This is a genomic window from Roseibium sp., assembly GCF_965229775.1.
Taxonomy (GTDB): domain Bacteria; phylum Pseudomonadota; class Alphaproteobacteria; order Rhizobiales; family Stappiaceae; genus Roseibium.
In genome coordinates this window covers 6357855-6382456 of record NZ_OZ245929.1, presented here as the reverse complement: position 1 = coordinate 6382456, position 24602 = coordinate 6357855, and the positions used below count along the sequence as shown (strand labels likewise).

The following is a 24602-nucleotide window of genomic DNA, read 5'->3' as shown; positions in this document are numbered from 1 at the left end:
GTCAAGCTTTGAATCTTTCCCTTCTGTGCCAGGATAGATAATCGGCATGCGGACGTTTTGATCTTTCTTCAGGCACAATTGCCTTCATATCCGCGTTGAGAAGATGGGAGACATCGTAGTTCAGATGTCGTGACGCGAGGATCTGATAGTCGTCCGTCAGACTCAGAAGGCCACGATCAAACATCCAGTGTACGGTGCCTGACAGCGCAATTCCGTTTTGGACTGAATCGTTGCCCCCAGATTCAACCGGGATTATGTGGGCGGCCTCCACCTCGGGTCTGCCTTTTCCGTTAATCAAACGGAGGCTTGTAAAGGCGCATGTGCGATCATAGAGCCGTCGAATATGTTGCCGGAATTTCGCCTCGCGAAAGGGGCGGTTCACGATTTGCTGCACAATTGGCCGTTCAACAAACATTCCGGAAATCGGCGACTGCGCACCTTCACCGAGGCCGGGAAGCTCACGATCACCTGCGGGCGTGAAATCGGTGCGCGTTGGCCATTCGTCTTCTTCAGAGAAACCAGCTTCAACTATTGCCCGAAACTCATTGAATTCCAAATGCCTTACAGACTGCTGTGTGTACCCTCCATTCGGTAGGCCGTTCTCTTTGAATAGCTTCTTTTCGTACCCACCATTTTCGCGATAGTGGAGGGGGCGATCAAAATCGATATAGTCTTTCAGGAAGACATAGTAATGATCAGTTTTCCGCGGGTCAGGTTCAATGTGACTTGTCCGTGCAATCGCGCTGTAGAACCTTCCCTTTTCGTGTTCCATCGGCCCGTAGTAGACAATCCAGTCGTCGAGCGTTTTTTTCACCCTTGATAGATATGATTTTGGAAAGTGGTATTTGCTGGCTGGATCGTCGTCGTAGATGCTGTCCGGATTGTGATAGAAAACTGCTTGCGACATGTGCGATTTTTCAGTGTTACTTTCTGGGGCTGTCTAGTATTCATTTAAACGCGAGAAATACAACCCAGGATGGTTTTAATCACTCCCCTCTCGGAAATCTCTGCCCTTCCTCGACATCGTTGAGGTCCATGTGGTTGCGCATGTAGCGTTCGGAGGCCTTTTGAAGGGGCTGGTAGTCCCAGGGGAAATAGGCGCCGTTGCGCAGGGCCTCGTAGACGATCCAGCGCCGGGCCTGTGACTGGCGCACGTCTGCGTCGTAGGCGGCCATGTCCCAGCGGGCGCGGACGGCATCGGCAAAACGGGCGCTTGCGTCCGCGTAATCGCGATCACCGGCAAGGTTCGTGAGCTCGTAGGGATCGTCTGCCAGGTTGAAGAGCTGCGGCGGGTCGAGCTCGCAGTGAATGTATTTCCAGTCGCCTTCCCGGATGCCGACCAGCGGCGCGTAGGAGGCTTCCGCGGCATACTCCATGAGGACAGGCGAGGTTCGGTCCGAACCGCCTGCCAGCGGCACGAGGCTTTCGCCGTCCGTCCAGGGCATGATCTCGCTCATGTCGATACCGGCGAGATCGCACAGGGTCGGCAGCACATCGAGCGTGCTCACCGGCGCGGTGATGCGGGCGGCGGTCAGATCCGCGTCGGCGACCATCAGGGGCACACAGGAGGAGCCTTCAAAAAAGGTCATCTTGAACCAGAGCCCGCGCTCGCCGAGCATGTCGCCGTGGTCGGACACGAACAGGATGGTCGTGTCGTCGGCCAAATGCATGGCCTCCAGGGCGTGGAGGATCTCGCCGATCTTGTCGTCGAGATAGGAGATGTTGGCGAAATAGGCGCGCCGCGACCTGCGGATGTCGTCTTCGCCGATATCGAAACTGCGCCAGTCATTGGCATCGAAGATGCGCTGCGAATGCGGGTCGTGCTCCTCGTAGGCCTTCGCGGGGACCTGCGGCGCCAGGTACGCGCAGTCTGCATAAAGGTCCCAGTATTTCTTGCGGGCGACATAGGGATCGTGCGGATGGGTGAAGCTCACGGTGAGGCAGAAGGGGCGATCGTATTTGCCGCGTCCGTAGTCGTAGATCTTGCGGATGGCCTGGAAGGCGACGTCGTCGTCATATTCCATCTGGTTGGAGATCTCGGCGACACCCGCACCGGTCACCGATCCCATGTTGTGATACCACCAGTCGATGCGCTCACCCGGTTTGCGGTAATCCGGCGTCCAGCCGAAATCGGCGGGATAGATGTCCGTGGTCAGGCGCTCCTCGAAGCCGTGCATCTGGTCCGGGCCGACGAAATGCATCTTGCCCGAAAGGCACGTCGTGTAACCGGCCCGGCGCAGGTGATGGGCGTAAGTCGGGATGTCGGATGCGAACTCGGCCGCGTTGTCATAAACACCGGTCCGGCGCGGCAATTGACCGGACATGAAACTTGCCCGGCCCGGGGCACAGAGCGGCGATGCCGTATAGGTGTTCTGGAACCGCACCGAGCGCTCGGCAAGTTTCTTCAGGTTGGGGGCGTGCAGGAATTCGGCCGGGCCGTCGGGAAACAGGGTGCCGTTCAGCTGATCTACCATCAGGATCAGGATGTTCTTGCGAGACGTCATGGCATTTCCCCGTGGCCGGATCTGTAACTGGCGGAAGCGTAGCTTTTTCTTGATTGGGCGATCAATCAAAAACGCGGATGTTTGTTGCCGAATTCCGACATCCGGGTCTTGACCTGGAGTGCGCTCCAACCTGTAAGTGGGTGAAATCGTTCTGTTCGGAGACTGTCATGCGGATTGGTGATCTTGCTGAAAAGTCGGGACTTTCCACCGACACCCTGCGTTACTACGAGAAGATCGGCCTTTTGCCGAAACCGTTGCGCGATGCGGGCGGACGGCGTGTCTATGACGAGACGATCCTCAGATGGATCGACTTTCTCGCCAGGCTCAAATCCACCGGGATGGGGATCAGCAAGCGGCAGCAATATGCCGAGCTGCGCGCCAAGGGGGCAGCGTCCCTGACAGCGCGCAGAACCATGCTTGAAGAGCACCGGCAGAAAGTGTCGGACGACATTGCAGTGCTCACCGACATGCTGACTGTGCTGGACGAAAAAATCGATCTCTACCAGAGGATGGAAGCAGGCGAGCCTGTCGATCCCGCCTTTGAAAGCTGTGCCCGGACCGAACATGGGTCACCGCCAGGTTTGAAAGGCCGCATCGATGACAAACACACTGGACAAGGGTCGTGCAGTGACCCGGCGACTGAACCCCGAACTTGAAACCGTCCTTGACGACAGATACGGCGCCCTCGTTCCGGACTTTGCCGAAAGCCTGATCGAGTGGGCCTATGGCCGTCACTATGCGCGGCCGGGGCTGGATCTGAAGACGCGGCAATTGTGCACGATCGCCGCGCTGACGGTCCTCGGCGGGCAGACCGGTCCGCAGCTGAAGGTCAACATCGAACACACGCTGGCCGCCGGGGCCGGGCGCGGGGAAATCATCGAAGCGATCTGGCAGATGGCCGTCTATGGCGGCCTGCCGGCGGCAATCAACGGGCTCAATGCGGCAAAAGAGGTTTTCGAGGCCCAGGACACGTCCCGTTAGCGCAGGCGGTTTCGCACGAGCCGGCCGGTGAACAACCGGATCAGGGGTTTTCCCGGTCGGCATGTCCCAGGTCCCTGTCCGGCCACAGGCGGTCGCGAAGGCGCTGCTTGAGAACCTTAGCCTCCGGGAACCCGCCGTCCGGGACCCTATCCCAGATCATGTGTCCGTCGCAGGTAATCTGAAAGATGCCGCCAGTGCCGGGAACCAGCGTGACAGCCCCGGTCTCTTCGGAAAATGTCGTGAGGATTTCCTGCGCCATCCACGCGCTGCGCAGCAGCCAATTGCATTGGCGGCAATAGGTGATGATGATATGGGGCGAGGGGACGTCCGCCATGGCGTCTGACTTTCCACGTGAGCTAACGAAACACACCCGCTTTTGCCACAACCAGGTTCTCCGACGCCAGACATTCAGGACGCCTTCGCGGTGCATCCGGAGCTTCGCGCCATTTGCGGCGCTGTTCTGGGCGCGGTGTCCCAGGCCGGGTTGAGCAACCGCGTCTACCGGCTGGACACGGAGCGCGGGGTCTTTTTCCTCCGTCTTCCACGCGCGGAGACCGCCGGCATGGTGAACCGGGACGACGAGGCGGAAAATATCAGGTGCGCCGCGGATCTCGGTGTTGCCCTCGGGCCGCTCTTTTGCGATCCGGCCAGCGGTATACTTCTGACCCGTGCGATTGAAACCGTCGGCGCGCCGCCCGAGGTTCTGTGTGGGCATCTCGGTGACGCGCTGGGACAGCTTCATGCGTCGGGAAAGGTGTTTCGGGGAACACTGGATCCCGGGCAGGTGATCGCCGCCCAGAGAACGGCGCTCGGGTCCGGAGGGCAAATGGAGGCGGATGTCGCCCTCTTGGAACGGGCCCTTCGCGAGCTGCAGCCGCATGAACGGAGCGGACCCGGCCGCCTTGCGGTTCCAAGCCACGGTGACCCGTCTCCCGGAAACTGCCTGATGGCGCCCGGCCGACTGTGGCTGATCGACTGGGAATATTCGGCCATGGCGGAGCCTGCCTGGGACCTTGCCTATGCGAGCCTTGAACACGGGTTTTCGCTTGTGCAGGAAAGCCGTTTTCTGGAGGCTTACCGGCATCGCGCGGGAGACCGGCTGTGTCCGTCAGAGCGGGACCTGGAAATCATGAAAGCCAAATGTGACATTGTGTCATCGCTCTGGGGCCTGGAACAGCTTCTCAAGGGAAGCGACAAGACGGACTTTCTTGCCTTTGCGCATGCCCGCCGGGACAGGGCCCTTGCCGCGGTCCGCAAAGTCACTGGCTGACGGGCGGGCGCAGCTCCGGATCCGCAAGGCACACAAGATACTGATCGTTCATGCGGGTGCGCAGCGACTGGTCGGCCGGTTCGACGACAAGAAGATCCCAGGTGCCGTCCGCTTTCAGATGCTCAAGGGTGCATGTGCAGGCGGCCGTACAGATTTCGGCTGTGCCGAGGGTGTCCCGGCAAGCGCTCGCGCAGTTGCTGATGAAGGCATCACCTGCGCGGTCGAGCTCCGGTCCGAGCGAAGCGGCGAGCCAGACGAGGCCGTAGAGAACCGGCTGGTGCAGCAGGTAGATCGAAAGCGAATGCCGTCCCAGGAACCGTGCCGATCGGCCGATCGTTCCGGAAAAGGAGAAACGGCCCAATCGCGCCCAGGCCCCGGACTGCCGAAAGGCTCCGGAAAGAGCCAGACCCGTCAGGGTGACGCCGGCCCAGGGCGCCAGCGGCACATAGTCCACGCTGCCGAATTCCGGTGTTCCCAGACCCGTCCAAAGCCAGACTTGGCCGTCGAAGGCGGGGGAGCTTGCCCACAAGGGCAGCGTCAGCAGGAAACCGCCGGCGATGAGCGCGATCCAGAACGGACGGCCGACGAAGGGCAGTGCCACAAGGCTGGCGGCTGCGATGCAGTGCAGGATGCCGAAGCGGACGAAGCTGCCGGCGAAGGTGAAATAGGTGACCAGCGTCACGCCAGCGGCGGCTGCGGCGATCAGGAAAAACCTGCGCCAGAAGGAGCGCCACCGGATCGTCTCGTGATGGGCGAGATCAAGGCTCACCCCGGCCAGAAAAAGAAAGCTGCCCGCAATCGTTCCGGCAAAGGTTTTCCAGCCGCGCCCCTCCGCGACCGGCCAGTCAACGAACCCGAACCAGTAAAGATCCCACGAGAAGTGATAGATCACCATGGCGATGACCGCGAGGCCGCGGGCAACATCGAGCACGGCCAAGCGTTTGATCGCCATCAAGAGGCTTTCTGAAAAAGGACTGCCGACATTCCCTGATCGCTACAGGATCAGACGGGCATTCTCAAGATTTCGGGGTTATGCGCTGCTGAACGCGACAACCAAGGTCGTTATCAAAGCTGTTGCGGCGATCATTGCGCCGACATACGGCCACGGAGACGGGCGATGCACCGTAAATACATCGCGGTTCGCCGGGTCTTGCAGCATTGCCCTCAACTCCCATGTCCCACCATGAACTTGGGCGAGAGTGGGGCAATTTGGCGCGAGCGAAAAGCCCCGAAATGACTCCCGGGCATGTTTTCCCAAGAAAAACATGGGGGTGTGGACCACCCGGCGATGCCTTTCTTTCCGCTTTGGGTCCATAAGATTTTGAAAAAAATGGGAAATGCGGGTTTCGGAAAAAGCCGGCGCGCACCTTTTACAGAAGCGGCCCCGTGCGCGTGAGGCTCCGAAACGCCGGCCCGCTTCACAAATCCAGAGCGTCGAGCCCCGCTTCAAGGTAGTCCGCCAGCAAGGGCATGCCCAGAAGGTACTTCGCCGTTGATCCGACCGCGCGTTCCTTTGCCTCTTCGACGGCCTGATCAAAATCCTCGGCGTCGAAGTCACCGCGGCCCACCCAGGCAAGGGCGACAAGTCCGGCGGCTTCGTCGACGTTGAGGTCCTCGATCAGTTCACGCAGTTCGGTGTCGGAAAGGTCCGTGCTTTCCTCCTCCGCGAGACCGTCGTGATTGTGACCTTCCTCAAGCGTGTCCGCATCGAATTCAACTTCGCCGTCGTGGCCGTCCTCGAAGGTGTCGCGCATCGAAGACGCAGCGGCGCGCGCCTTCTGCACGAACATGCGGATCGTGTCCGCTGAGAGTGTGAGGTTGATGTCCATGGCTGCCTCCGACAAACCCGTCCTTTCTTTATCAGTCCACTTTGTGTCGTTGGCAATGGTCATGTCACGAATTCCTTGTTTCGCTCCCGTCCGGGATGAGGGACGTTACCCCCAGGGTTATCCACGGAATCCCGAGCTGCGTTAACGGCAAACAAGTTAAGTCACGCGAACTTTCGTTCCCGGACGCCAGTGCTCTTGCGGCGGGTTTCCTCACTTGCTTTACTTGGCAGGCAAATACACGCCTGTCCTTGACCGGGATCAACGCTCGCTGAAAGGCAACCGCGGATGAAAGTCCACGGGCCTCAGTGCGCAAAAGGGCAGGCGGCGATTTTCCGGGGGCGGACCGGGCACGCGGTCCGGTTTCCCGACGTATGTCGGGAGCCGGACCGTTTTCCTTTGAATTTTCACTGTTTTGCAGACGATCCGTGGCGATTTCGCCCGGGCAAAAAAACGGCTGCATCGGGCGACCCGGATGCGCCCGTCAGGCTGCCTTCGCCCGGCTCCGGCAATAGCAGGATGCGTGCACGGGAACGGTCGCGCGCGCCGCGGCCTTGTCCAGCAGCAGTTTCACGTGCGTGGCCTCCGTCAGCGCGCCGCGTCTCACCAGGCATTCATGCAGGCCGTGCAGGCTCCAGATGTTCTGGGGATGCTGGCAGGCCCTTGCGAGCGTGTCATCAAGGCCGAGGTCGGCGCGGTAGACGCCTTCGGCTTCCTCGAACCGGCCGTCTTCCAGCAACAATGCGCCGAGCGCGTGACGGGTCGGCTGCATCCAGCCCCAGGGTTCGTCGTACATGAGATTGTCATCGAGTTCGACGGACCGTCGCAGGTGATCAAGGCCCTCGTCCCTTTGGCCCGACTTGAAGGCAAGTTCGCCGTCCATCATGGCTTCGCCGATGGCAAGAACATCGTCTGCGGTGTTGTTGAAGACCATGCGGCTTTCCTGCACCGCGCGGCGCGCGGCAAGGGCACGTTCCCGTTCCACCGCCGCGTCTTCAAGACGGCCCAGATTGGCAAGCGCGACCACGCGTGCCTGCAGGATCGCAGCGGTGGTGTAACTGTAGAGCTCCACATCGCCGGGAAGCGGCTCGTCCAGAATGTCCTGCCACTGACCGAACCGGACCATGACGTGTATCTTCTTGCCGTAGAAGGACTCGAACAGGTCGGGGAAGAAACGCACGACCTCGTCGGGCAGCATGCGCATCAGTTCTTCCGATGCCGCAAGCGCCTTGTCCGGCTGGCCGAGGAACATGGCGCCGTAAGCCTCGAAATGCACGTTGTGGATCCGGTAGAGCGTGTAGAAATTCTGCGGTCCGGCGACCTCTTCGTATTTGCGGTCGACTTCGGCAGCCCGGTGGTTGCGCCAAACGACATTCTGATAGTCACCACACAGGACGTCGATATGCGTTGCCATGTGGCAGAGATGTCCGCTGTCCGGTACCAGGTCGACGAGACGGTCGCCGTGTTTCAGCGCCTTTTCCGGGGTTGGCGACATTTCCATGAGATGGATGTACATGTGCAGGAGGCCCGGATGGTCCCAGGCATCCCTGCGGTCTTCAAAGACCCGTTCCAGCGCGGCCTGGGCCTCCAGCGTCGAAGCCCCTTCGGCGGGTTTACCCTCTTTCAGGTCCCAGAGCTGCCAGGGCGACCGGTTCATCAGCGCTTCGGCAAAGACAGTCACGACGTCGAGATCATCGCCGTGCGTCGCATGAACGATCCGCATCGCATCTGAAAAGGCATCGTGCCAGGGAAGGTAGTCCTCGACCTCCGGATCTTCCGGAAAGCGCTTGCCGATTGCCTCGATCAGCGCCGTTTCAACCGGTTGCAGACTGTCTTTCAGCGCCAGCCCTGCTGCCACGGTTTCGCGCGCCTTCGTCAACATGGAAACGCGTTCGTCGGGTTCGAAGAATTCCCAGGGTTTGTTGTAGTTCGGCCCGATGGCATAGGCCAAACCCCAATAGGCCATTCCGCAGCCGGGGTCGCTGGCAAGCGCCTTTTCGAAGCAGACCGCCGCCGCTTCATGGTTGTAGCCGTAAAGCCAGATCAACCCATCGTCGAACTGGCGCTGGGCCTCCGGAGATTGTGTGGTGATCTTTCTTGAATAGGTCCCGAGATCAAAATCCATGTCGCTCCCCCCGACGTTCTCCGGTGTTGACCGCCACAAGGCGGCACCGGCTTGTTCAGCAGCTCCATTCAGACGCTATAGTGCCGTAAGGTCAAGTTACGAATGCGAGCCGGGGTATGGGCTCTACGCGGAGGAAGTTCCGAAGATCGTCCGTCCATCAGCGCGGGCCGGGACTACAGTGAAAAGCGAACCGGAGAACGGGACGCCACGTCAGCCGGATTTCAACGCGTCGGCCAGCGAGGACTTCGGGTCCTGTTTCTCGCGCAGATCGAGCCCCGAGTGCAGGTCAATGATGTGGCTTTTCTGGATTTCCTCAGCCGCAGGACCGTCCTTCTCGGAGAAGGCCTTCATCAGGGCATGATGCGCGTGGCTTTCGCAGGTCGTGTCCGCCCGGCGCCAGTAGAGGGCGATGATCAGTGAGGACCGGGAGATCAGCGACCGCACCATCTGGGACAGAACCTGCTGGTCGGCTATGTCCGCAATCGCGATGTGAAAGGCACCGGACAGGGCAAGGGCCTTGCCCTTGTCGCCCGAGGCGAGCGCGGCGTGTTCAGCGTCCAGGTGTTTCTTGAGATTCTTCAGATCGGATGCTGTCATCGCGTCAGCGGCGAGGCGTGCGATCCGCGGTTCGATCAGCGCGCGCGCCTCGAACACCTCCTGGGCCTCGCGGATGCCGGGGCGTGAAACGAAGGCGCCCCGGTTTCTGGCAATCGTTACGAGACCGGAGTGGGCGAGCGCCTGCAGGGCGGCCCGCACGACGGTACGGCTGGCCCCGTAGATGTCTCCCACTTCATCTTCCGACAGCTTCATGCCCGGCGCGAGACGGTGCTCCAGGATCGCGTTGTGCAGGTTGAGGCAGATGTCGAGCGTCCGGCCCGGAGGCAACTGGAAGGTCTCGTGCGTGGCGGCGGCACCTAATCCGTCCGGTGCTGTTATCGATCGGGCCATGCTGTCGTCATCATGTGTCTGTTTCGTATTCGTTTATATCTCTTGATGTGCTCAATCGCAAACAAGATCGTATACAATTTTTCATCATACTGTATTTATTTTGACCAATTTTTGTGCACTTTTGTGAAGCTCTCTGCACAGATTTTTTTCAAGAATCGCTGAATTCAGCCATTTTTCGAGTTTGGCACGGCTCATGCAAATACGACAACGATTTCGTCGAATTCGCAAGTGTACCGCATGACAAATACCGAAGACCTCGAACTCGTCGCGACGACCAAGCGCTATGGTGACACCATCGCCGTCGATGCGATCAATCACCGCTTTCAGGCTGCGACCTATTCCTGCCTGCTGGGGCCGTCCGGATGCGGCAAGTCCTCGACCCTGCGCATGATCGCGGGGCATGAGCATGTCAGCGATGGTGACATCCTCCTCGGTTCCAGCAACATCACGGACCTGCCGCCCGCCAAGCGCGGGACGGCGATGATGTTCCAGAACTACGCGCTGTTTCCGCATCTGAGCGTGGTCGACAATGTCGCGTTCTCGCTGAAGATGCGCGGCGTCGACAAGGCAGCGCGGCGGGCGAGGGCGCTGGAACGCCTTGATCTTGTGGACATGGCCGATTACGCGCAGCGTCTGCCCGCCCAGCTTTCCGGCGGCCAGCAGCAGCGGGTCGCGCTCGCACGGGCGCTGATCACCGAGCCCTCGGTGCTGCTGCTGGACGAGCCGCTGTCGGCCCTTGATCCCTTTCTCAGGGTCCGGATGCGGCTGGAGCTCAAGAAGCTGCAGCGCGATCTCGGCATCTCCTTCATTCACGTGACCCATTCGCAGGACGAAGCCCTGGCGCTCGCCGACGAGATCATCGTGATGAACGGCGGCATCATCGAGCAGGCGGGGCCGCCCAAGGATGTCTTCAATGCACCGCTGACCGAGTTCGTTGCCCGCTTCATCGGCGGCCACAACGTGCTGCGCATGGAAAACGGTCCGGTCGCCATCAGGGCCGATCGCCTCAAGCTGATGAAATCCGATGGCGACACTTCCGGCTACGCGGCCAGCGTGAGGGACGTCGAATATCTCGGCTCGTCGGTCAATGTCGCGCTCGCGGTTCCCGAAATCGGCGAACTGACGGCAGCGCTGCCGGACCAGGTCTTCTTCAACGATCCAATTGAAATTGGCGCGACTGTCTTCCTGTCCTGGAAGCCTGAGGACGCGCACAATCTGGCGGCCTAAGGCGCCGCTGCAACGCCCCGGTCAAAGGGGCCGAAACCTCCAAGGGGATGAGGAGTAGCAGTCATGAAGAACACGACAGACAGGAAGGGCTTGAGCCGCCGCAGCGTATTGAAGGGCGGCGCAGCGGCTGCCGGCGCCGCACTCGGGTCGGGAGCCGTCACCGGTTTTCCGACCATCTGGGCGCAGAACATCAAGGACGTGACACTGCGTCAGTTCGGCACGGGCGTTTCCAACCTCAATGAAGTCGCGGCCAAGGTGAAGGAAGATCTCGGTTTCACGCTCGAGATGACCGCCCTCGACAGTGACAGCGTCACGCAGCGTGCGGCGACCCAGCCCAAGTCGTTCGATATTGCCGACATCGAGTACTGGATCTGCAAGAAGGTCTGGGGTGCGGGCAACCTGCAGCCGATGGACACGTCCAAGATCAAGAACTACGACAAGATCGTCGGCATCTTCAAAAGCGGCAAGCTGACGCCGGAATCCACTATCGCGCAGGGTACCGCGCCGCACACTGTCGGCTTCGTCGACGGACCGGACAGCAAGACATTCGCGCCTGAAGAGACGGGCTGGATGACACTGATCCCGACGATCTACAACGCCGATACGCTGGGCATCCGGCCCGACCTGATCGGCCGTCCGATCGAAAGCTGGACCGAGTTGCTGAACCCGGAATTCAAGGGCAAGGCCTCCATTCTGGACATTTCCTCGATCGGCATCATGGATGCGGCGATGGTGTGTGAAGCCATGGGCGAGATCAACTATGGCGACAAGGGCAACATGACCAAGGAAGAGATCGACCAGACCATGGCGATCTTCACCGAGGCGAAGAAGAACGGCCAGTTCCGTGCCTTCTGGAAGAGCTTCGACGAGAGTGTCAACCTGATGGCGTCCGGTGAAGTGGTGATCCAGTCCATGTGGTCACCGGCCATCACGGCGGTCCGTTCCAAGGGCATCCCGTGCGTCTACCAGCCCCTGAAAGAGGGCTATCGCTCCTGGGGCGGCGGCATCGGACTGTCGAAGAACCTCTCCGGTCTCGAACTGGATGCGGCCTATGAATACATCAACTGGTATCTCGACGGCTGGGTCGGCGGCTTCCTGATGCGGCAGGGTTACTATTCCGCCGTTCCGGAAACCTCGAAGAACTACATGAGCGAAAACGAGTGGGGCTTCTGGTTCGAAGGCAAGCCGGCCACCGAGGACATCGTCAACCCGTTTGGCGACGTGATGGAAAAAGCGGGCTCGGTCCGCGACGGCGGTGCGTTCCTGGAGCGTATGGGCGCAGTTGCCTGCTGGAACGCCGTCATGGACGAAAACCAGTACATGGTTCGCAAGTGGAACGAGTTCATCGCAGCATGATGACCTCGCAAGTTGCTCCCTGCCCGGCGGAACGCCGGGCAGGGGCGGAAACTGCCAATCGAAGTGAAACCGGAAAGGCGCGCCGGTTCGATCCGTCGCGGCAGGCCGAGCGGGTCAGCTGGCTGCTGTCGATCCCGCTTGTGTGCATTCTGGGCTTCTTTCTGCTCCTGCCGATTGCGATCATCGTGGTCGTCAGTTTCTGGAACTACAATGAGTGGTCGTTCTTTCCAGATTTCGTTTTGGACAATTATGCCTTTCACCTGACATCGCCGGTGACCTGGGCAACCTATCTGAAGACGCTGAAATTCATGGTGCTGACCTGGATTTTCTGCGCGGCCATCGGTTTCACGATCGCCTATTTCCTTGCCTTTCACGTTCACACGCTGCCGATGCAGGTGGCGCTTTTCCTGCTTTGCACGATCCCGTTCTGGACGTCGAACATCATCCGGATGATCTCGTGGATCCCGTTTCTGGGCCGCAACGGCATCGCCAATTCGACGCTGATAGAGATCGGCGTGATCGATGAGCCCCTGGAATGGCTGCTTTATTCTGACTTCGCCGTCGTGCTGGCCTTCGTCCATCTCTACGCGCTGTTCATGGTGGTGCCGATCTTCAACACCATGATGCGGATCGACAAGTCCCTGATCGAGGCCGCGCGCGACGCCGGCGCGAACGGATTTCAGATCCTGACCAACGTCATTCTACCGCTTGCCAAGCCGGGCATCATGATCGGCTCGATTTTCGTCGTCACGCTGGTGATGGGCGACTTCATCACGGTACGGCACATGTCCGGCGGCCAGAGTGCCTCGGTCGGGCGGATCATCTCCAACGAGATTTCGCTGCTTCAATACCCGGCCGCTGCCGCGTCTTCCGTCGTGCTCCTGTGCACGGTGCTGCTGATGATCGGCATCATGATGCGCTTCGTCGACATCAGAAAGGAGCTCTGAGAAAGATGGATAGACGTGGCCGTTCCTTCTATTTCCTGGCTGCTTTTTTCGCGCTGTTCCTGCTGTTCCTGTATGGGCCGGTCGTGACCATCGGCATTCTGTCCTTCCAGGGACCGCAAGGCGGACTGACCTTTCCGATGAACGGTGTCTCGCTGCACTGGTTCTTCGATCTCTTCGAGGAACAGGCGGTCGGTGACATCTGGGGGTCGTTCCGCCGGTCCTTCGCGCTCGGGCTGATGGTCATGTGCGTCACCGTCGTGGTTGCGGTAATGGGCGGCATGGCCTTCCGGAACCGGTTCCGCGGATCAAGCCTCCTGTTCTACGTGATCGTTGCCAGCCTGATCATTCCGTCGATCCTTGTTTCGCTCGGTGTCGGCCTGATCTTCAACATTCTGGACTGGGAGGTGCACTGGTCGACGTCAGGTTTCGGATCCCAGCTCACCTGGACTTTGCCGTTCGGGCTGCTGATCATGTTCGCGGTCTTCAACCGGTTCGACAAGTCCTACGAGGAGGCAGCGCGCGATCTTGGTGCCAGCCCGTGGCAGACCGTCAGATATGTCGTGCTGCCGATCATCGCACCGATGCTGATCGGGGTGGCCCTGTTCGGGTTCACGCTGTCCTATGACGAGTTCGCCCGGACATTGCTGACAGCGGGTTCCTACAACACGCTGCCGCTTGAAATCTACGGCATGACCACCAACGTGACGTCGCCGGTCCTTTATGCGCTGGGAACTCTGACCACCCTGTTTTCGCTCCTGATCATCGGCACGTTCCTGACCGTGCTGGCACTGCTGCGACGGCGGCAGGCGCGGCAGGGCTCGGATGCGGGCAAGGGACTGGTGTGAGGCAGGCATGACCGCGGCAGGCAGACATCTCCTGATCATCAACCCGAACACCACGGTCGCCATGACCGAAAAGATCGGGGAGGCCGCGCGCGCCGCTGCGGACCAAGGCACCCGGATTACGGCCATCAATCCGGTGCACGGTCCGGCAGCCATCCAGGGGGCGGATGATGGTGCCGCGGCTCTCCCCGGCCTTTTTTCCCTCGTCGACGAGGTTCTGAACGGCGCGGGGCAGTATGACGCGCTGATCATCGCCTGTTTCGACGATACCGGGCTCTGGACGCTGAAGGAAAAACTTAACATGCCGGTCATCGGCATCGGCGAAGCCGCCTATCACACGGCGGCCCTGCTGGCTTCCCGTTTTTCCGTGGTTACCACCCTGTCGGTCTCCGTCCCGGTTCTTGAAGAAAACCTGGACAGGAACGGCCTCAGGCCGCGCTGCGGCAGGGTGCGCGCCTCGGAGGTGCCGGTTCTGGAGCTTGAAGAGGCGAGTGCTTCCGCCATCGACAAGATCCGGGTTGAGATAGAGGCTGCGCTCCACGAAGACCAGGCCGGGGCGATTGCCCTTGGGTGCGCCGGGATGGCCGATCTGGCACATGCCCTGAGCGCCGAGTTCGGGATTCCGGTGGTCGATGGCGTTGCCGCAGCCGTGCGGCTGGCAGAAGTCGCGCTCGACATCGCCCGGCGCGGCGTGCGTGAACCGGGAACGCGGGATACCAAGCTGGATTTCGGCACGTGATCGTGCGCCCTCGCGACATGAGGTTTTTTGCTCGTGCGGCCGGCAGCTTCACAAGAGTGTGAAGTCACGTGTCTAGGTTTCGTTAACCCGGTTCGGTAAATTGTTGTGCATGTTCCGGGTTTTACTCATCATCGGTCTTCTCGTCGCGGGCGTGCAGCAAGGATTTGCACGCGGCGCCGCAGATGTGTCCAAAGACGATCTCCAGACGATCGTCTCGATGGACCAGGCGGTGGCCGAGCTCATGGCAAGCGAGCCGGATGACGAGCAATCGGTCGCCGAGACAAAGCCCTCCTTCTGCAAGAACTCGGAGTGCAAGGCCGTCATGGCGTCTGCATCTGCGGTTTCGCTTTCGGGACAGGATCATCCGGACTGGATCGCGCCGGGGCACCAGGCCTCCGTGCAGAAGAGGCTGGAACCCAAACCGCCCAATTCCTGATCAGCCGACTTTCCCGGCGGACGTCTGGTCCGCCCGAATGCTATTGGAAATCAGGAGATATCCTCGTGTTGAACAAACGAGATCTGTTGCTTGGCGGTGCCGCTTCCCTTGTGATGGCCGTGCCGGGCGCCGCAAACGCGCATCACACCGCGAAATACAAGAATTTCAAACTGGACCCGAAATACGCACCGCAGCGCGTTTTCCTGTCGATGAGCTATGCGCCGGGAACCATTGTCGTCGACCCCAGGAACCACTTCCTCTATCTGACGGAACGCTGGGGACGTGCGCGCCGCTACGGTGTGGGTGTCGGCAAGGCGGGCCTCGCGTTCAAGGGCAGGGCGACCGTTGACCGCAAGGCCGAGTGGCCGCGCTGGACCCCGACCAAGAACATGATCCGCCGCGAGCCGCAGAAATATGCGCGCTATGCGGACGGTGTGCCGGGAGGCGTCAACAATCCGCTCGGAGCGCGTGCGCTCTATCTCTACAAGAACGGGCGTGACACCTACTACCGGATCCACGGCACCACACAGCCCTGGTCCATCGGCCGTTCTGTCTCGAACGGGTGTATCCGCATGATCAACGATCATGTCATCGATCTCTATGCCCGCGTTCCGCTCGGGACACAGGTCGTGGTTCTCTAGCGCGATCCGGATACGACATCGATGACAAACCACGTGACACGGCGTCAGGTCCTGTCCGGTGGCCTCGGTATAGCCGCCCTGACCCTTGCCGGATGTTCGACAACGACGAGCCGCGCACCCGTTCCCGTGCAGCCGCAGCCGCAGGTGGATGCATCCTTCCTGCAGAACTACGGACCGCGCCCGCAGGAGGAGTTTCCGCTTCCCGGGATTGATCCAAGGGTGCTGGCACCCGAGTTCCGGCGGCAACGGGTGGCTTACAGGACCGATGAGGAGCCTGGAACGGTCGTCGTCGACACCCGCAGCTTCTACCTCTATCTCGTTGAACCGAGCGGCACCGCGATGCGCTACGGCGTCGGTCTGGGCCGTCAGGGGTTCGAGTGGTCGGGGCGTGCGCGGATTGCCTGGAAACGGCCCTGGCCGACCTGGACACCACCGGAAGAGATGATCGCCCGGGAACCGCACCTGGAACCGTACAGTGCGGAAAACGGCGGCATGCAGCCCGGTCTGGGCAACCCTCTTGGTGCCAGGGCTCTCTACATCTTCCAGGGCAATGTCGACACGCTGTACCGCCTGCACGGCACCAACGAACCGGCGTCGATCGGCAAGGCGGTGTCCTCGGGCTGCGTGCGCCTTATCAATCAGGATGTCATCGATCTCTACGACCGGGTCCGTTCGGGCGCGTCCATCGTGGTGGTTTGAACATGTCACGCGCGGGCCGGAAAAGGTCCGCAGCGCGTGCAGTCAATCGGGTGACTTATGAAGAAACAACGGAAATCCTCAAGACCGAAGGACAAAAAGTCCCGGCACAACACGGAACAGCAGCAGGCAAACGGTGTCTCACCGGAACGCAGGAAATTCCTGCGCCTGGGACGGAATATCGGCATCGCTGCCGTGCTTCTGGGTGGTACCGGCTACGTGTTCGCGCAGAACTTCGCGAGCATGCGCCATGAGCATGATCTGACGCGGGTCGGGAACGGCCGGCCGACGGTCGTGCAGATCCACGATCCGCAATGCTCCCTGTGCCGCTCGCTGCAGGCCGATACGCGCAAGGCGCTCGACATGTTCGAGGACGGTGAGCTCGACTACGTGGTCGCCAATATCCGGACCGCAAAGGGCAAGACCTTTCAGAACCGGTACGGCGTTCCACATGTCACGCTGCTGCTCTTCGACAGCAAGGGTGACCTGCAGGAGGTCCTGCAGGGGCAACGGGGAGCGTATGAGTTGCGCAACCATTTCCAGGCACTGCTGGACGGCTGACAAGCGGCGGCCGGGCCGCGGTCACGGCATGTCCAACGTCGTGACCAGCGACACGACCTTGCCGCCTGCAAGGGTAAAGACGTTCGTGCCGCTGCCGCTTCCGCCCGGGATGGCCCTGGAATAGCACGTCCACTTGACCGTGATCGTGTCGCCATCGATTTCGACTGCGCCAAGATCGATCACGGCATCGTCGAAGTCGTCGCTCCGGCTGGCTGTAAACGCTGCCAGGATGGCGTCGCGTCCGCGGTGGGGCTCGCCCTGCCCGGAAAAGGGTTCGGAATAGACTGCGTCATCTGCAAAGATCTCACCCAGAAGGTCCGCACCGGAGGGGCCGGCTTGCATGGCCAGAAAGAAGTTTGCAATGTTCAGAGGCAGATTGCTCATATGAGGTCCTTTCCAATGACTGTCGATGCGGAGGTAATTGAAGCCCTGGCCGTCGTATTGGAGGATTTGCAAAAAGGCCCGCAAGCACCGGTCCCGACGCGCACGATCAAGGCGCTTTCGGCGCTCTCGACCGGCGGCCGGCGGTTGAGGGTCGATCTGGATGCAAGCCGCACGCTTGGCGCCCCGCTGGTGACGGTGTTCGAGAAACCGTCGGTGACGGCATTGCTTGCGCCGCTGACGCCGCGCCAAAAAGAAATCGCGTTGTTGGTGATCGAGGGGAAGTCCAATCGGGACATTGCGGAGACCTGCGGCATTAGCATTGCGACCGTGAAGGATCATGTGCACGCCGTTCTGCAACGGCTGAACCTGCCTTCGCGAGGCGCGGTCATGGCGGCTTCGAGACGGGCCGTACCTTAGACACGGTCAAATGGGTGCACAATCCATCCGAAGATGGATGTCGCGCTCACTTATCCGGTGGCCTTGACGCGGTAGGGGACGATGCCGCGTTGCGCCGGATCGATCAGCGGTTCCTTGTCGATGGCCGGGAAGGCGCGCTGGTCGCAATCGTCGCGCGGGCAGATGCGGCAGTTCACCCCGATGGGTTCAGGCGTTGAAACGTCATTGACGGCCAGTCCGTCGGCATAGACGATCGCGTCGGCATATTTGAGCTCGCAGCCGATCCCGAGTGCGTATCTTCGTTCTCCGGTGCGGTAGTCGGTCTGGTGCTTGGTGATGCTGGTCGCGATGCAGAGATATTCGATGCCGTCCGGCATCTGCGCGATCTGCGCGGTGAACTTGTTCGAGTTCTGCTCGAAGGCCTGATGCACATTCCAGCGCGGGCACGAGCCGCCGAACCGGGCGAACTGGAAACGGGTCGCGCTGTGGCGCTTGACGACGTTTCCGGCGCGATCGATCTTCACGAAATAGAACGGCAGTCCGTTCGCACCCGGGCGCTGCAGCGTCGACAACCTGTGGCAGACCGTTTCGATGCTGGCGTCCATACGGTTCGACAGAAGCTGGATGTCATGCCGGCATTCCGTCGCCGTGCGCAGGAAATCGTCATAGGGCAGCAGCAGTGCTCCGGCAAAGTAGTTGCGCAGAGCCAGCGTTGCGATCCCCTGCGCGGAACCCGTCCTGAAGTTCGCGCGTTTGACCTCTTCCGCGATCAGGTCCTTCACGCACAGGTCCGCGATCACCGTTCCGAGCAGAAAGCTCTTGGTCGACTGAGGCACGGCCCGGTAGATCGAGATTTTCCTCGTGTAGTCCTGATGCCGGATGAGCGTGCCCTGATAGCCGGACACCTGTTCGACGGAAATGTCGAACCGTTTCTTGAGCCAACCGGTCAGCCGGTCCAGCTTGCTTTCGCAGGTATGAAGGCTGATTTCGTAGGAGAGTTTTTCAGCCGCCCTGTCAATCGCGTCGACATAGTTGTCCGTGTAGTGGAAGAAGTCGCGGACTTCGTCATACGCGGACTTGCGCACGCTTGTCGTTGTTTCGTCCGTGCCGCTCATGTGAACGAGGTCGTCTTCCAGAACGTCCCGGTCGTGATAGCTGCGCAGCGCGCCGTAGAGATCCATGATGGCCTGGGTCACCGCCGGAGCCCTGGAAACGAGTTCCTGGATCTCCTGCCTGCCGACGGAGGACGTGTGAAACTGGGTGTCGGCGAAGACTTCTTCCAGATCCTGGACGACGCGGTCCATGTCGTTCTTTTCAAACGCGGCAAGGTCGACACCGAAGATCCGGTTGATCGTCAGAAGGACCGAGGCGGTCACCGGCCTGTTGTTGTTCTCGATCTGATTGACGTAGGCGGTGGACAGTCCGATCTTCCGGGCGAATTCTGTCTGCGACAGGCCGAAGTCGGACCTGATCTGCCGAAGGGTGTGGCCTGAATAGAGCTTCTTGTTCATCGCTGGATCCGTCAGTCAATTGCTAAAATTTAGCTTTATTCTGTATGCTCTTTAACATTTTACAATATAATCACTTTGGGGGAAAGTCGATCCGACAAGAACGGAAACGCACCAAGTTGGACCCTCGCCATGAACGCTCTTTTTTCCTTCGACGCCCAGAACGCTCCTTCAGCACAGGTCATGATCGAGCCCATGCGCCGGCCGCTGAACCTTGCCGAAAAGCTGACACGCCGGCAGCTGGAAATCCTGCTCATGCTTTGCGAGGGCAAGGTCAACAAGCAGATTGCCTATGATCTCGGCGTCTCGACGGCCACCGTAAAGGTTCATATCCGCAACGCCATCACGCGGCTTGGAGCAAAGAACCGGATGAATGCCGTTGCCATCGTCGCCGCCAACAGTGCCCTGTTCCGAAACTCGGTGTTGGCGGCTGCCTGACCTTCCAAGCCTGAAAATCAACGCCCGGGTGCTGTTTGCGAGCGCCCGGGCGTAAACGGGCCGCTTTGACCGGACAACCGGACTTTTTCAGCTTTTTGCGGCCTTGAAGGATGTGGCCCGGCGCGTATATGCAAGCCGTGTCATGTACAGCAGTCTTCTCGGTCTCTTCGGCATTTCCTTCCTGGCCGCCACCCTGTTTCCGGTTCAGTCCGAACTTGGCCTTTCCGGTCTCATCTATCTGGAAACGGCACCGGTCGCCTTGCTTGTTCTGACGGCAAGCCTCGGCAACACGCTCGGCTCCGTGGTGAACTGGGCACTCGGGCGCGGCGCGGTCAGTTTCGCCGATGCAAAATGGTTTCCCGTCAAGCCGGACAAACTGGAAAGGGCAACGGCCTGGTATCGCCGTTACGGCCGCTGGAGCCTGCTGATGAGCTGGGCGCCCATCATCGGGGACCCGTTGACCCTGGCCGCCGGTGTCCTGAAAGAGAAGTTCTGGGTGTTTCTCACCCTGGTCGCTGTCGCGAAAACGGGCCGCTACATTCTCGTCGCGCTGCTGGCAACGCAGTTCGTCTAAGGCGTAACCCGTTTCCCTGCCGGCTGCCTTTCGCCGGGCGGCAACGTCTGTTCGATCGCCGGTACGCCGGACTCAATGGCGTTTTCGGCATCCGAGTTGGCCATGGCCGCGGCCACGACGAGCCCGACCGCGAGCGTCATGCCAAGAAAGATCGCCTGCAGCAACGGCTTTGCATCGCGCAGTTCGCTTCGGCGGGAGCGGTTGTCCCGTCGGCCCAGATGTTCTGTTTTCGCCATGGTGAATTAAACCGGTTTTCTTGTTCTTGTTCTTGTTGCTGTCGTTTTTCTAACCGTTGCGATCAATTGCCTGCCTGAGGTCTTCATAGAGTCGCACACCGAGCAGATGGGTTACGGCCACCATCGCGAGGAAAGCCGAAAGCGGAAGCAGCAGGGAGGGCGCAATCGCGAACGACATCAGCATGAGCAATGCGATCGCCACCATGAAAAGCAGGACGGGTGAGAGGCCGATCTTCCGGCCCTTTTCCTGCGTGTGTGATGACGTCACGAACGGCATGTGAACTCCTGTCGTCTTCCAGACTGCATATGATGGAAAAATTGGGCCCTGAGACGGACCGCAATCGGGCAATCAGCGTGTGTTTTCGTGACGACAATGCGGCAGCCGGATTGACGCCGGAACGGCATGGCTGCCTGTTCCCAATCTGGAACGTTCCAGCAGGCCACCGGTATTCCTCCCAGCTTTAGTCTTTGTTTGCTTTTTTGTGCGAGGGTCCGAGGCTGGAAAAGCCGGTAAAACAGGTCGGGCACAGAATGACACTCAACGAAGCACAGAACGCTTTGCCGCAACAGTCGCAGGAGTCCGACGCGCCGCCGAAAGGCCAGGCGCAATCGCCGAAAGTGCAGGGTGAAGCGCCCGCGCTGTCGCTGTCCGGCCTTCAATTCTTCATTGCCGACATCAACAAGAAAACCATCTTGTGGCACGAAGTCGGCTCGCAGAATTTCGACAGCCAAGTGAAGGATCTGCAGGAAGCTTCGTCCAACGATGCCCTGCGGCATCTGGCACCTGAAGACAAGAAGACGATCCTGAGGCTGGTGCAGGGCGCGATCAGGGAAGGGCAAGCCGGACCGTTTGACGTCGGCGGCGGGCCTGACCATCGTATTCCCGGAATTCCCATTGTCGCCTACCGCCACGACCTGGGAGACGGGCGCATTCTTGCTATCTGCTTTCCGTCCATTGGCGAATCCGACGACAATCCGGGCAAGATCGCTCTCGGAATTGCACCTATCCTTCAGCACTTTGTCGCTTCGTCTTCCCGGATCGTTCTTCTGGTCGACAATTTCGGCTATGTCCGTTTTGCAAGCGACGGTTTCCTCAGAAGTTTCCAGATCGAGGATGTGAGGCTGATCCTCGGGCGCAACGTCGCCCACATCCAGAACCGGGTGGGTCGCACGATCGTGTCGCTGACGCTGGCGGCCCTGACGCGGCGCGCGAGCGCCACAGGGCGCGGAAAGTTCCTGCTCGCGGCCAGCGACAGCATCGATCTCAAATACGACGCGATGTATTTCCGCATGGGCGGAACCGTGGGCGGTGTTCTGTTCTCCGCCGGGCACATCGGCGGCGACGTCAATTTTGCCGAAGTCTTTGAAGTCTGCAGCGCGCCCATGCTGGTCATCAACTCGCAGTCGCGCGCAATCATCGCCGCCAATCACGCTGCCATGAAAACCTACAGTCTGACCTCTGAAAGCCTGGAAGACCGGGCCGTTACGGATTCCCTTTTCGAAGACACCGATTTTCAGTCGATGCTCGGAGCCGCAAAGCAGGATTCCGATGTTCCCCTCGCGGTCGAGGTGACAACCAAAACCGGGAAGAAGAAGAAGCGGTTCAAGTGCAGCCTCATCGACAGCGAGACGGACGAGCCGAAGCTCATTCTGGAAACACGCAGCTGACGGTTTGCGCGGAGCGCCGGGCGGCAAAAAAATTGCTTTGCCGTCTTGGTCCGTGCCGATTGTGTCTTGTCATCTGACACGCACGGTTCTACGGTCCGCGCGCTGTTAATCCCGTTTCCCCCTGGAGGACATTATGGGCTTTCTTGCTGACGCATTGGCGCGTGTACAACCTTCTGCGACCATCGCTGTCACCAACAAGGCGCGCGAGCTTAAAGCTGCTGGCCGCGATGTAATCGGTCTCGGCGCTGGCGAGCCGGATTTCGACACACCGGAAAACATCAAGACCGCCGCGGTTACGGCCATCAACGAAGGCAAGACGAAGTATACTGCCGTGGACGGTATTCCCGAGCTCAAGGCCGCGATCGCCGAGAAGTTCAAACGGGAAAACGGACTGACATACGCAACCAACCAGATCACGGTCGGAACCGGTGGCAAGCAGGTGCTCTACAACGCCCTTATTGCGACCATCAATCCGGGTGATGAAGTCATCATCCCGACCCCCTACTGGGTCAGTTATCCCGACATGGTGCTGCTCGCCGGCGGCGAACCGGTGATCGTCGAAGCGGACAAGTCCACGTTCAAGATCACGCCCGAAGCGCTCGATGCCGCCATCACCTCCCGGACCAAGTGGCTGATCTTCAATTCGCCTTCCAACCCCTCCGGGGCTGCCTACACGGAGGCCGAACTGAAGGCCCTGACCGACGTGCTCATGAAGCATCCGCAGGTCTGGATCATGACCGACGACATGTATGAGCATCTGGTCTATGACGACTTCAAGTTCACGACGCCGGCCCAGGTCGAACCTGCGCTCTACGATCGTACGCTGACGGTCAACGGTGTCTCCAAGGCCTACGCGATGACCGGCTGGCGGATCGGATATGCCGGCGGACCTGCCGATCTCATCAAGGCGATGGCCAAGGTGCAGTCGCAGTCGACGTCAAATCCCTGTTCGATTGCGCAGTGGGCAGCCGTCGAGGCGCTTTCGGGCACCCAGGATTTCATTCCGAAAAACAACGAAATCTTCAAGGCGCGCCGCGATCTGGTGGTCTCCATGCTGAACCAGGCAAACGGCATCACATGCCCGGTTCCTGAAGGGGCGTTCTACGTCTTCCCGTCCTGTGCCGGCACGATCGGCAAAACGGCCCCGTCCGGCAAGGTTCTTGAAAACGACGCCGATTTCGTCACGGAGCTTCTGGAGACGGAAGGTGTCGCCGTGGTGCACGGGTCGGCCTTCGGCCTCGGGCCGAATTTCCGGATTTCCTACGCGACCTCGACCGAGGCGCTGGAAGAAGCCTGCCAGCGCATCCAGCGGTTCTGCGGCAATCTGAAATAGCCGGCATCCCTGTCGGCTGAGGGGTGAAGGGGCGGCATGGACCGCCCCTTTTCAGTTGTGGGGGGTCTCGCTAAGCGAGGCCCGGCGCGGCAGTTTGATCCAGCTTCCCAGAAACAGGAGCAGGTCGCCGAGGGTCGTCACGACGCGGAACAGGGCGGCTGCGATCAGAACGGTGTCTTCCTGGTTCAGGAACGACAGGAGCGCGATCAGGGTCGCCTCACGGGTGCCGATGCCTCCAGGCGCGCCGGGTGTCAGATAGCCGACAAGCCAGGCGATGATGCCGGCGCCCGCCAATACGGCGACAGGCCCTTCTGCAAGAAGGTTGAAAACGGCGGCAAATGTGCCGCCCAGGCACAGCATGAACAGCGCGGCAAGCGCGACGGCGGGCAATGTTCCGGCCGCCAGCAATGCGCGAATGTCCGGCCTTCGAGCCGGCGCGAGCAGCGCAAATGCAATACCGCAGCACAGGATCAGGGCCAAGGCGACCCAGGCGACGCGTGGCAGCCAGGGAAGCAGATCCGAAAAGAACCCGAGGCATCCCATGCACACGATGGTCACGGCAGCCCCGAGCGGGATGACGGCCAGTTCAAGCAGTGTCGCCTTGACGATTGCGCCGTCACTGGCGGCACCGCCGCGCAGATAGAGGCCCCGGCCGATCAGGTGTGCCACATTTCCTGGAAGATACTTGGCGACCTGAGTCACGCAGAAGGATGCATAAGTCCGCGATCTGCGCTCGGATGCAAACAGGTTCACGATGCGGTGCCAGCCTTCGGCGAGCAGCAGGAGCGACACGGCATAGGGAGCCGAAAGGGCCAGGATCAGCGCCACCTGGTTTGCGCTCGGCCGCCAGCCGGAAATGCCGTTCCAGTGCCGCTGGATTTCAAACGCGACAAAGACCAGTGCGACCAGAAGAAGGAAGCGACCGCCCCAGACAGCAACACTTTTCAATCGTGCGTCCAAGCCGTT

General features: G+C 60.4%; 29 protein-coding genes. 17 read left to right on the top strand and 12 right to left on the bottom strand.

All coding sequences use genetic code 11. The features are described 5' to 3' along the window. Position 1: 1 nt before the first annotated feature. Both ACO07N_RS29065 and betC read right to left on the bottom strand, forming a co-directional pair. Positions 2 to 907, bottom strand: a complete 906-nt coding sequence (locus ACO07N_RS29065) for an HNH endonuclease (protein ID WP_421984338.1) — start codon at positions 905 to 907, stop codon at positions 2 to 4. A gap of 79 nt (positions 908 to 986) precedes the next feature. Further along, entirely contained in the window at positions 987 to 2504 is a 1518-nt protein-coding gene (betC, locus tag ACO07N_RS29060; protein ID WP_421984337.1) for a choline-sulfatase, read from the bottom strand. Between the two features lie 167 nt (positions 2505 to 2671). Here betC and ACO07N_RS29055 point away from each other — a divergent pair, with 167 nt between their 5' ends. Together ACO07N_RS29055 and ACO07N_RS29050 are read left to right on the top strand one after the other, a co-directional pair. Further along, a complete protein-coding gene (locus tag ACO07N_RS29055; RefSeq protein WP_421984336.1) occupies positions 2672 to 3160 on the top strand; it encodes a MerR family transcriptional regulator in 489 nt (162 codons plus the stop codon). Further along, positions 3132 to 3485: a carboxymuconolactone decarboxylase family protein gene (locus ACO07N_RS29050; protein ID WP_421984335.1), complete on the top strand. Its 354-nt coding sequence runs from the start codon at positions 3132 to 3134 to the stop codon at positions 3483 to 3485. Before ACO07N_RS29055 ends, ACO07N_RS29050 begins: the two co-directional genes overlap by 29 nt. Before the next feature lie 40 nt (positions 3486 to 3525). Here the strand turns inward: ACO07N_RS29050 and ACO07N_RS29045 are convergent, their stop codons facing one another. After that, positions 3526 to 3819 (bottom strand): SelT/SelW/SelH family protein, encoded by a 294-nt coding sequence (locus ACO07N_RS29045; protein WP_421984334.1) that lies wholly within the window; start codon positions 3817 to 3819, stop codon positions 3526 to 3528. Positions 3820 to 3909: 90 nt separating this feature from the next. Between ACO07N_RS29045 and ACO07N_RS29040 the strand changes: the two genes are divergently transcribed. After that, positions 3910 to 4755 (top strand): phosphotransferase, encoded by an 846-nt coding sequence (locus ACO07N_RS29040; protein WP_421984333.1) that lies wholly within the window; start codon positions 3910 to 3912, stop codon positions 4753 to 4755. Here ACO07N_RS29040 and ACO07N_RS29035 read toward each other — a convergent pair. The 4 genes from ACO07N_RS29035 to ACO07N_RS29020 form a co-directional block, all read right to left on the bottom strand. Next, positions 4745 to 5707, bottom strand: a complete 963-nt coding sequence (locus ACO07N_RS29035; protein WP_421984332.1) for a heparan-alpha-glucosaminide N-acetyltransferase — start codon at positions 5705 to 5707, stop codon at positions 4745 to 4747. The genes ACO07N_RS29040 and ACO07N_RS29035 overlap by 11 nt on opposite strands. A gap of 466 nt (positions 5708 to 6173) precedes the next feature. After that, entirely contained in the window at positions 6174 to 6584 is a 411-nt protein-coding gene (locus ACO07N_RS29030; RefSeq protein WP_421984331.1) for a DUF3775 domain-containing protein, read from the bottom strand. Positions 6585 to 7065: 481 nt separating this feature from the next. Next, the gene (locus ACO07N_RS29025; protein WP_421984330.1) at positions 7066 to 8706 is read right to left on the bottom strand and encodes a hypothetical protein; all 1641 of its coding nucleotides are present in this window, start codon (positions 8704 to 8706) and stop codon (positions 7066 to 7068) included. A gap of 210 nt (positions 8707 to 8916) precedes the next feature. Further along, on the bottom strand, positions 8917 to 9654 hold the full coding sequence (locus ACO07N_RS29020) for a GntR family transcriptional regulator (protein WP_421984329.1): 738 nt from the start codon (positions 9652 to 9654) through the stop codon (positions 8917 to 8919). Between the two features lie 237 nt (positions 9655 to 9891). On the opposite strand from ACO07N_RS29020, the gene ACO07N_RS29015 reads away from it, so the two are divergent. From ACO07N_RS29015 to ACO07N_RS28975, 9 genes are all read left to right on the top strand, one after another. Continuing rightward, on the top strand, positions 9892 to 10881 hold the full coding sequence (locus ACO07N_RS29015; protein WP_421984328.1) for an ABC transporter ATP-binding protein: 990 nt from the start codon (positions 9892 to 9894) through the stop codon (positions 10879 to 10881). Positions 10882 to 10944: 63 nt separating this feature from the next. Then, on the top strand, positions 10945 to 12237 hold the full coding sequence (locus ACO07N_RS29010) for an ABC transporter substrate-binding protein (RefSeq protein ID WP_306145679.1): 1293 nt from the start codon (positions 10945 to 10947) through the stop codon (positions 12235 to 12237). After that, on the top strand, positions 12237 to 13184 hold the full coding sequence (locus tag ACO07N_RS29005) for an ABC transporter permease (protein ID WP_421984510.1): 948 nt from the start codon (positions 12237 to 12239) through the stop codon (positions 13182 to 13184). Before ACO07N_RS29010 ends, ACO07N_RS29005 begins: the two co-directional genes overlap by 1 nt. Positions 13185 to 13189: 5 nt before the next feature. Then, positions 13190 to 14029, top strand: a complete 840-nt coding sequence (locus tag ACO07N_RS29000) for an ABC transporter permease (RefSeq protein WP_421984327.1) — start codon at positions 13190 to 13192, stop codon at positions 14027 to 14029. A 7-nt stretch (positions 14030 to 14036) separates the two neighbouring features. Then, positions 14037 to 14765 carry an aspartate/glutamate racemase family protein gene (locus ACO07N_RS28995; RefSeq protein ID WP_421984326.1) on the top strand — a complete coding sequence of 243 codons (729 nt, stop codon included), beginning with the start codon at positions 14037 to 14039 and terminating at the stop codon, positions 14763 to 14765. 109 nt (positions 14766 to 14874) lie between these two features. Continuing rightward, a complete protein-coding gene (locus ACO07N_RS28990) occupies positions 14875 to 15201 on the top strand; it encodes a hypothetical protein (RefSeq protein ID WP_421984325.1) in 327 nt (108 codons plus the stop codon). A gap of 113 nt (positions 15202 to 15314) precedes the next feature. Further along, positions 15315 to 15842 (top strand): L,D-transpeptidase, encoded by a 528-nt coding sequence (locus ACO07N_RS28985; protein ID WP_421984509.1) that lies wholly within the window; start codon positions 15315 to 15317, stop codon positions 15840 to 15842. A 21-nt stretch (positions 15843 to 15863) separates the two neighbouring features. Then, the gene (locus ACO07N_RS28980; protein ID WP_421984324.1) at positions 15864 to 16541 is read left to right on the top strand and encodes a L,D-transpeptidase; all 678 of its coding nucleotides are present in this window, start codon (positions 15864 to 15866) and stop codon (positions 16539 to 16541) included. Positions 16542 to 16598: 57 nt separating this feature from the next. Continuing rightward, positions 16599 to 17099, top strand: a complete 501-nt coding sequence (locus tag ACO07N_RS28975; RefSeq protein ID WP_421984323.1) for a hypothetical protein — start codon at positions 16599 to 16601, stop codon at positions 17097 to 17099. A gap of 21 nt (positions 17100 to 17120) precedes the next feature. On the opposite strand, the gene ACO07N_RS28970 is transcribed toward ACO07N_RS28975, so the two are convergent. Continuing rightward, positions 17121 to 17483 (bottom strand): nuclear transport factor 2 family protein, encoded by a 363-nt coding sequence (locus ACO07N_RS28970; RefSeq protein WP_421984322.1) that lies wholly within the window; start codon positions 17481 to 17483, stop codon positions 17121 to 17123. A 15-nt stretch (positions 17484 to 17498) separates the two neighbouring features. Here ACO07N_RS28970 and ACO07N_RS28965 point away from each other — a divergent pair, with 15 nt between their 5' ends. Then, entirely contained in the window at positions 17499 to 17900 is a 402-nt protein-coding gene (locus ACO07N_RS28965) for a helix-turn-helix transcriptional regulator (protein WP_421984321.1), read from the top strand. Positions 17901 to 17950: 50 nt separating this feature from the next. Here the strand turns inward: ACO07N_RS28965 and ACO07N_RS28960 are convergent, their stop codons facing one another. Beyond that, positions 17951 to 19390 carry a helix-turn-helix domain-containing protein gene (locus tag ACO07N_RS28960; protein ID WP_421984320.1) on the bottom strand — a complete coding sequence of 480 codons (1440 nt, stop codon included), beginning with the start codon at positions 19388 to 19390 and terminating at the stop codon, positions 17951 to 17953. A gap of 129 nt (positions 19391 to 19519) precedes the next feature. Between ACO07N_RS28960 and ACO07N_RS28955 the strand changes: the two genes are divergently transcribed. Then, on the top strand, positions 19520 to 19825 hold the full coding sequence (locus ACO07N_RS28955; RefSeq protein WP_421984319.1) for a helix-turn-helix domain-containing protein: 306 nt from the start codon (positions 19520 to 19522) through the stop codon (positions 19823 to 19825). A 142-nt stretch (positions 19826 to 19967) separates the two neighbouring features. Continuing rightward, complete coding sequence (locus ACO07N_RS28950; protein ID WP_421984318.1) at positions 19968 to 20399, top strand: YqaA family protein; 432 nt, start codon at positions 19968 to 19970, stop codon at positions 20397 to 20399. On the opposite strand, the gene ACO07N_RS28945 is transcribed toward ACO07N_RS28950, so the two are convergent. Further along, entirely contained in the window at positions 20396 to 20635 is a 240-nt protein-coding gene (locus ACO07N_RS28945; protein WP_421984317.1) for a hypothetical protein, read from the bottom strand. The two genes, ACO07N_RS28950 and ACO07N_RS28945, sit on opposite strands and share 4 nt — an antisense overlap. Positions 20636 to 20684: 49 nt before the next feature. Further along, entirely contained in the window at positions 20685 to 20912 is a 228-nt protein-coding gene (locus ACO07N_RS28940; RefSeq protein WP_421984316.1) for a hypothetical protein, read from the bottom strand. 254 nt (positions 20913 to 21166) lie between these two features. On the opposite strand from ACO07N_RS28940, the gene ACO07N_RS28935 reads away from it, so the two are divergent. Further along, complete coding sequence (locus ACO07N_RS28935; RefSeq protein ID WP_421984315.1) at positions 21167 to 22303, top strand: hypothetical protein; 1137 nt, start codon at positions 21167 to 21169, stop codon at positions 22301 to 22303. A gap of 133 nt (positions 22304 to 22436) precedes the next feature. Further along, positions 22437 to 23636, top strand: a complete 1200-nt coding sequence (locus ACO07N_RS28930) for a pyridoxal phosphate-dependent aminotransferase (RefSeq protein ID WP_421984314.1) — start codon at positions 22437 to 22439, stop codon at positions 23634 to 23636. A 51-nt stretch (positions 23637 to 23687) separates the two neighbouring features. On the opposite strand, the gene ACO07N_RS28925 is transcribed toward ACO07N_RS28930, so the two are convergent. Further along, positions 23688 to 24584, bottom strand: coding sequence for a hypothetical protein (locus tag ACO07N_RS28925; protein WP_421984313.1), 897 nt, complete (start codon positions 24582 to 24584; stop codon positions 23688 to 23690). Positions 24585 to 24602 lie beyond the last annotated feature (18 nt).

What these genes read in the sequence shown, in the direction of transcription:
- ACO07N_RS29065 (WP_421984338.1), bottom strand. Translation starts at nt 907, where the DNA reads ATGTCGCAAGCAGTTTTCTATCACAATCCGGACAGCATCTACGACGAC.
- ACO07N_RS28965 (WP_421984321.1), top strand. Translation starts at nt 17,499, where the DNA reads ATGACTGTCGATGCGGAGGTAATTGAAGCCCTGGCCGTCGTATTGGAG.
- ACO07N_RS28940 (WP_421984316.1), bottom strand. Translation starts at nt 20,912, where the DNA reads ATGCCGTTCGTGACGTCATCACACACGCAGGAAAAGGGCCGGAAGATC.
- ACO07N_RS28930 (WP_421984314.1), top strand. Translation starts at nt 22,437, where the DNA reads ATGGGCTTTCTTGCTGACGCATTGGCGCGTGTACAACCTTCTGCGACC.
- ACO07N_RS28975 (WP_421984323.1), top strand. Translation starts at nt 16,599, where the DNA reads ATGAAGAAACAACGGAAATCCTCAAGACCGAAGGACAAAAAGTCCCGG.
- ACO07N_RS28970 (WP_421984322.1), bottom strand. Translation starts at nt 17,483, where the DNA reads ATGAGCAATCTGCCTCTGAACATTGCAAACTTCTTTCTGGCCATGCAA.
- ACO07N_RS29005 (WP_421984510.1), top strand. Translation starts at nt 12,237, where the DNA reads ATGACCTCGCAAGTTGCTCCCTGCCCGGCGGAACGCCGGGCAGGGGCG.
- ACO07N_RS28980 (WP_421984324.1), top strand. Translation starts at nt 15,864, where the DNA reads ATGACAAACCACGTGACACGGCGTCAGGTCCTGTCCGGTGGCCTCGGT.
- ACO07N_RS28955 (WP_421984319.1), top strand. Translation starts at nt 19,520, where the DNA reads ATGAACGCTCTTTTTTCCTTCGACGCCCAGAACGCTCCTTCAGCACAG.
- ACO07N_RS29045 (WP_421984334.1), bottom strand. Translation starts at nt 3,819, where the DNA reads ATGGCGGACGTCCCCTCGCCCCATATCATCATCACCTATTGCCGCCAA.
- ACO07N_RS28985 (WP_421984509.1), top strand. Translation starts at nt 15,315, where the DNA reads ATGGCCGTGCCGGGCGCCGCAAACGCGCATCACACCGCGAAATACAAG.
- ACO07N_RS29015 (WP_421984328.1), top strand. Translation starts at nt 9,892, where the DNA reads ATGACAAATACCGAAGACCTCGAACTCGTCGCGACGACCAAGCGCTAT.
- ACO07N_RS29000 (WP_421984327.1), top strand. Translation starts at nt 13,190, where the DNA reads ATGGATAGACGTGGCCGTTCCTTCTATTTCCTGGCTGCTTTTTTCGCG.
- ACO07N_RS29030 (WP_421984331.1), bottom strand. Translation starts at nt 6,584, where the DNA reads ATGGACATCAACCTCACACTCTCAGCGGACACGATCCGCATGTTCGTG.
- ACO07N_RS28950 (WP_421984318.1), top strand. Translation starts at nt 19,968, where the DNA reads ATGTACAGCAGTCTTCTCGGTCTCTTCGGCATTTCCTTCCTGGCCGCC.
- ACO07N_RS28945 (WP_421984317.1), bottom strand. Translation starts at nt 20,635, where the DNA reads ATGGCGAAAACAGAACATCTGGGCCGACGGGACAACCGCTCCCGCCGA.
- ACO07N_RS28960 (WP_421984320.1), bottom strand. Translation starts at nt 19,390, where the DNA reads ATGAACAAGAAGCTCTATTCAGGCCACACCCTTCGGCAGATCAGGTCC.
- ACO07N_RS29035 (WP_421984332.1), bottom strand. Translation starts at nt 5,707, where the DNA reads ATGGCGATCAAACGCTTGGCCGTGCTCGATGTTGCCCGCGGCCTCGCG.
- ACO07N_RS29025 (WP_421984330.1), bottom strand. Translation starts at nt 8,706, where the DNA reads ATGGATTTTGATCTCGGGACCTATTCAAGAAAGATCACCACACAATCT.
- ACO07N_RS28935 (WP_421984315.1), top strand. Translation starts at nt 21,167, where the DNA reads ATGACACTCAACGAAGCACAGAACGCTTTGCCGCAACAGTCGCAGGAG.
- ACO07N_RS28990 (WP_421984325.1), top strand. Translation starts at nt 14,875, where the DNA reads ATGTTCCGGGTTTTACTCATCATCGGTCTTCTCGTCGCGGGCGTGCAG.
- ACO07N_RS28995 (WP_421984326.1), top strand. Translation starts at nt 14,037, where the DNA reads ATGACCGCGGCAGGCAGACATCTCCTGATCATCAACCCGAACACCACG.
- ACO07N_RS29055 (WP_421984336.1), top strand. Translation starts at nt 2,672, where the DNA reads ATGCGGATTGGTGATCTTGCTGAAAAGTCGGGACTTTCCACCGACACC.
- ACO07N_RS29010 (WP_306145679.1), top strand. Translation starts at nt 10,945, where the DNA reads ATGAAGAACACGACAGACAGGAAGGGCTTGAGCCGCCGCAGCGTATTG.
- betC (WP_421984337.1), bottom strand. Translation starts at nt 2,504, where the DNA reads ATGACGTCTCGCAAGAACATCCTGATCCTGATGGTAGATCAGCTGAAC.
- ACO07N_RS29020 (WP_421984329.1), bottom strand. Translation starts at nt 9,654, where the DNA reads ATGGCCCGATCGATAACAGCACCGGACGGATTAGGTGCCGCCGCCACG.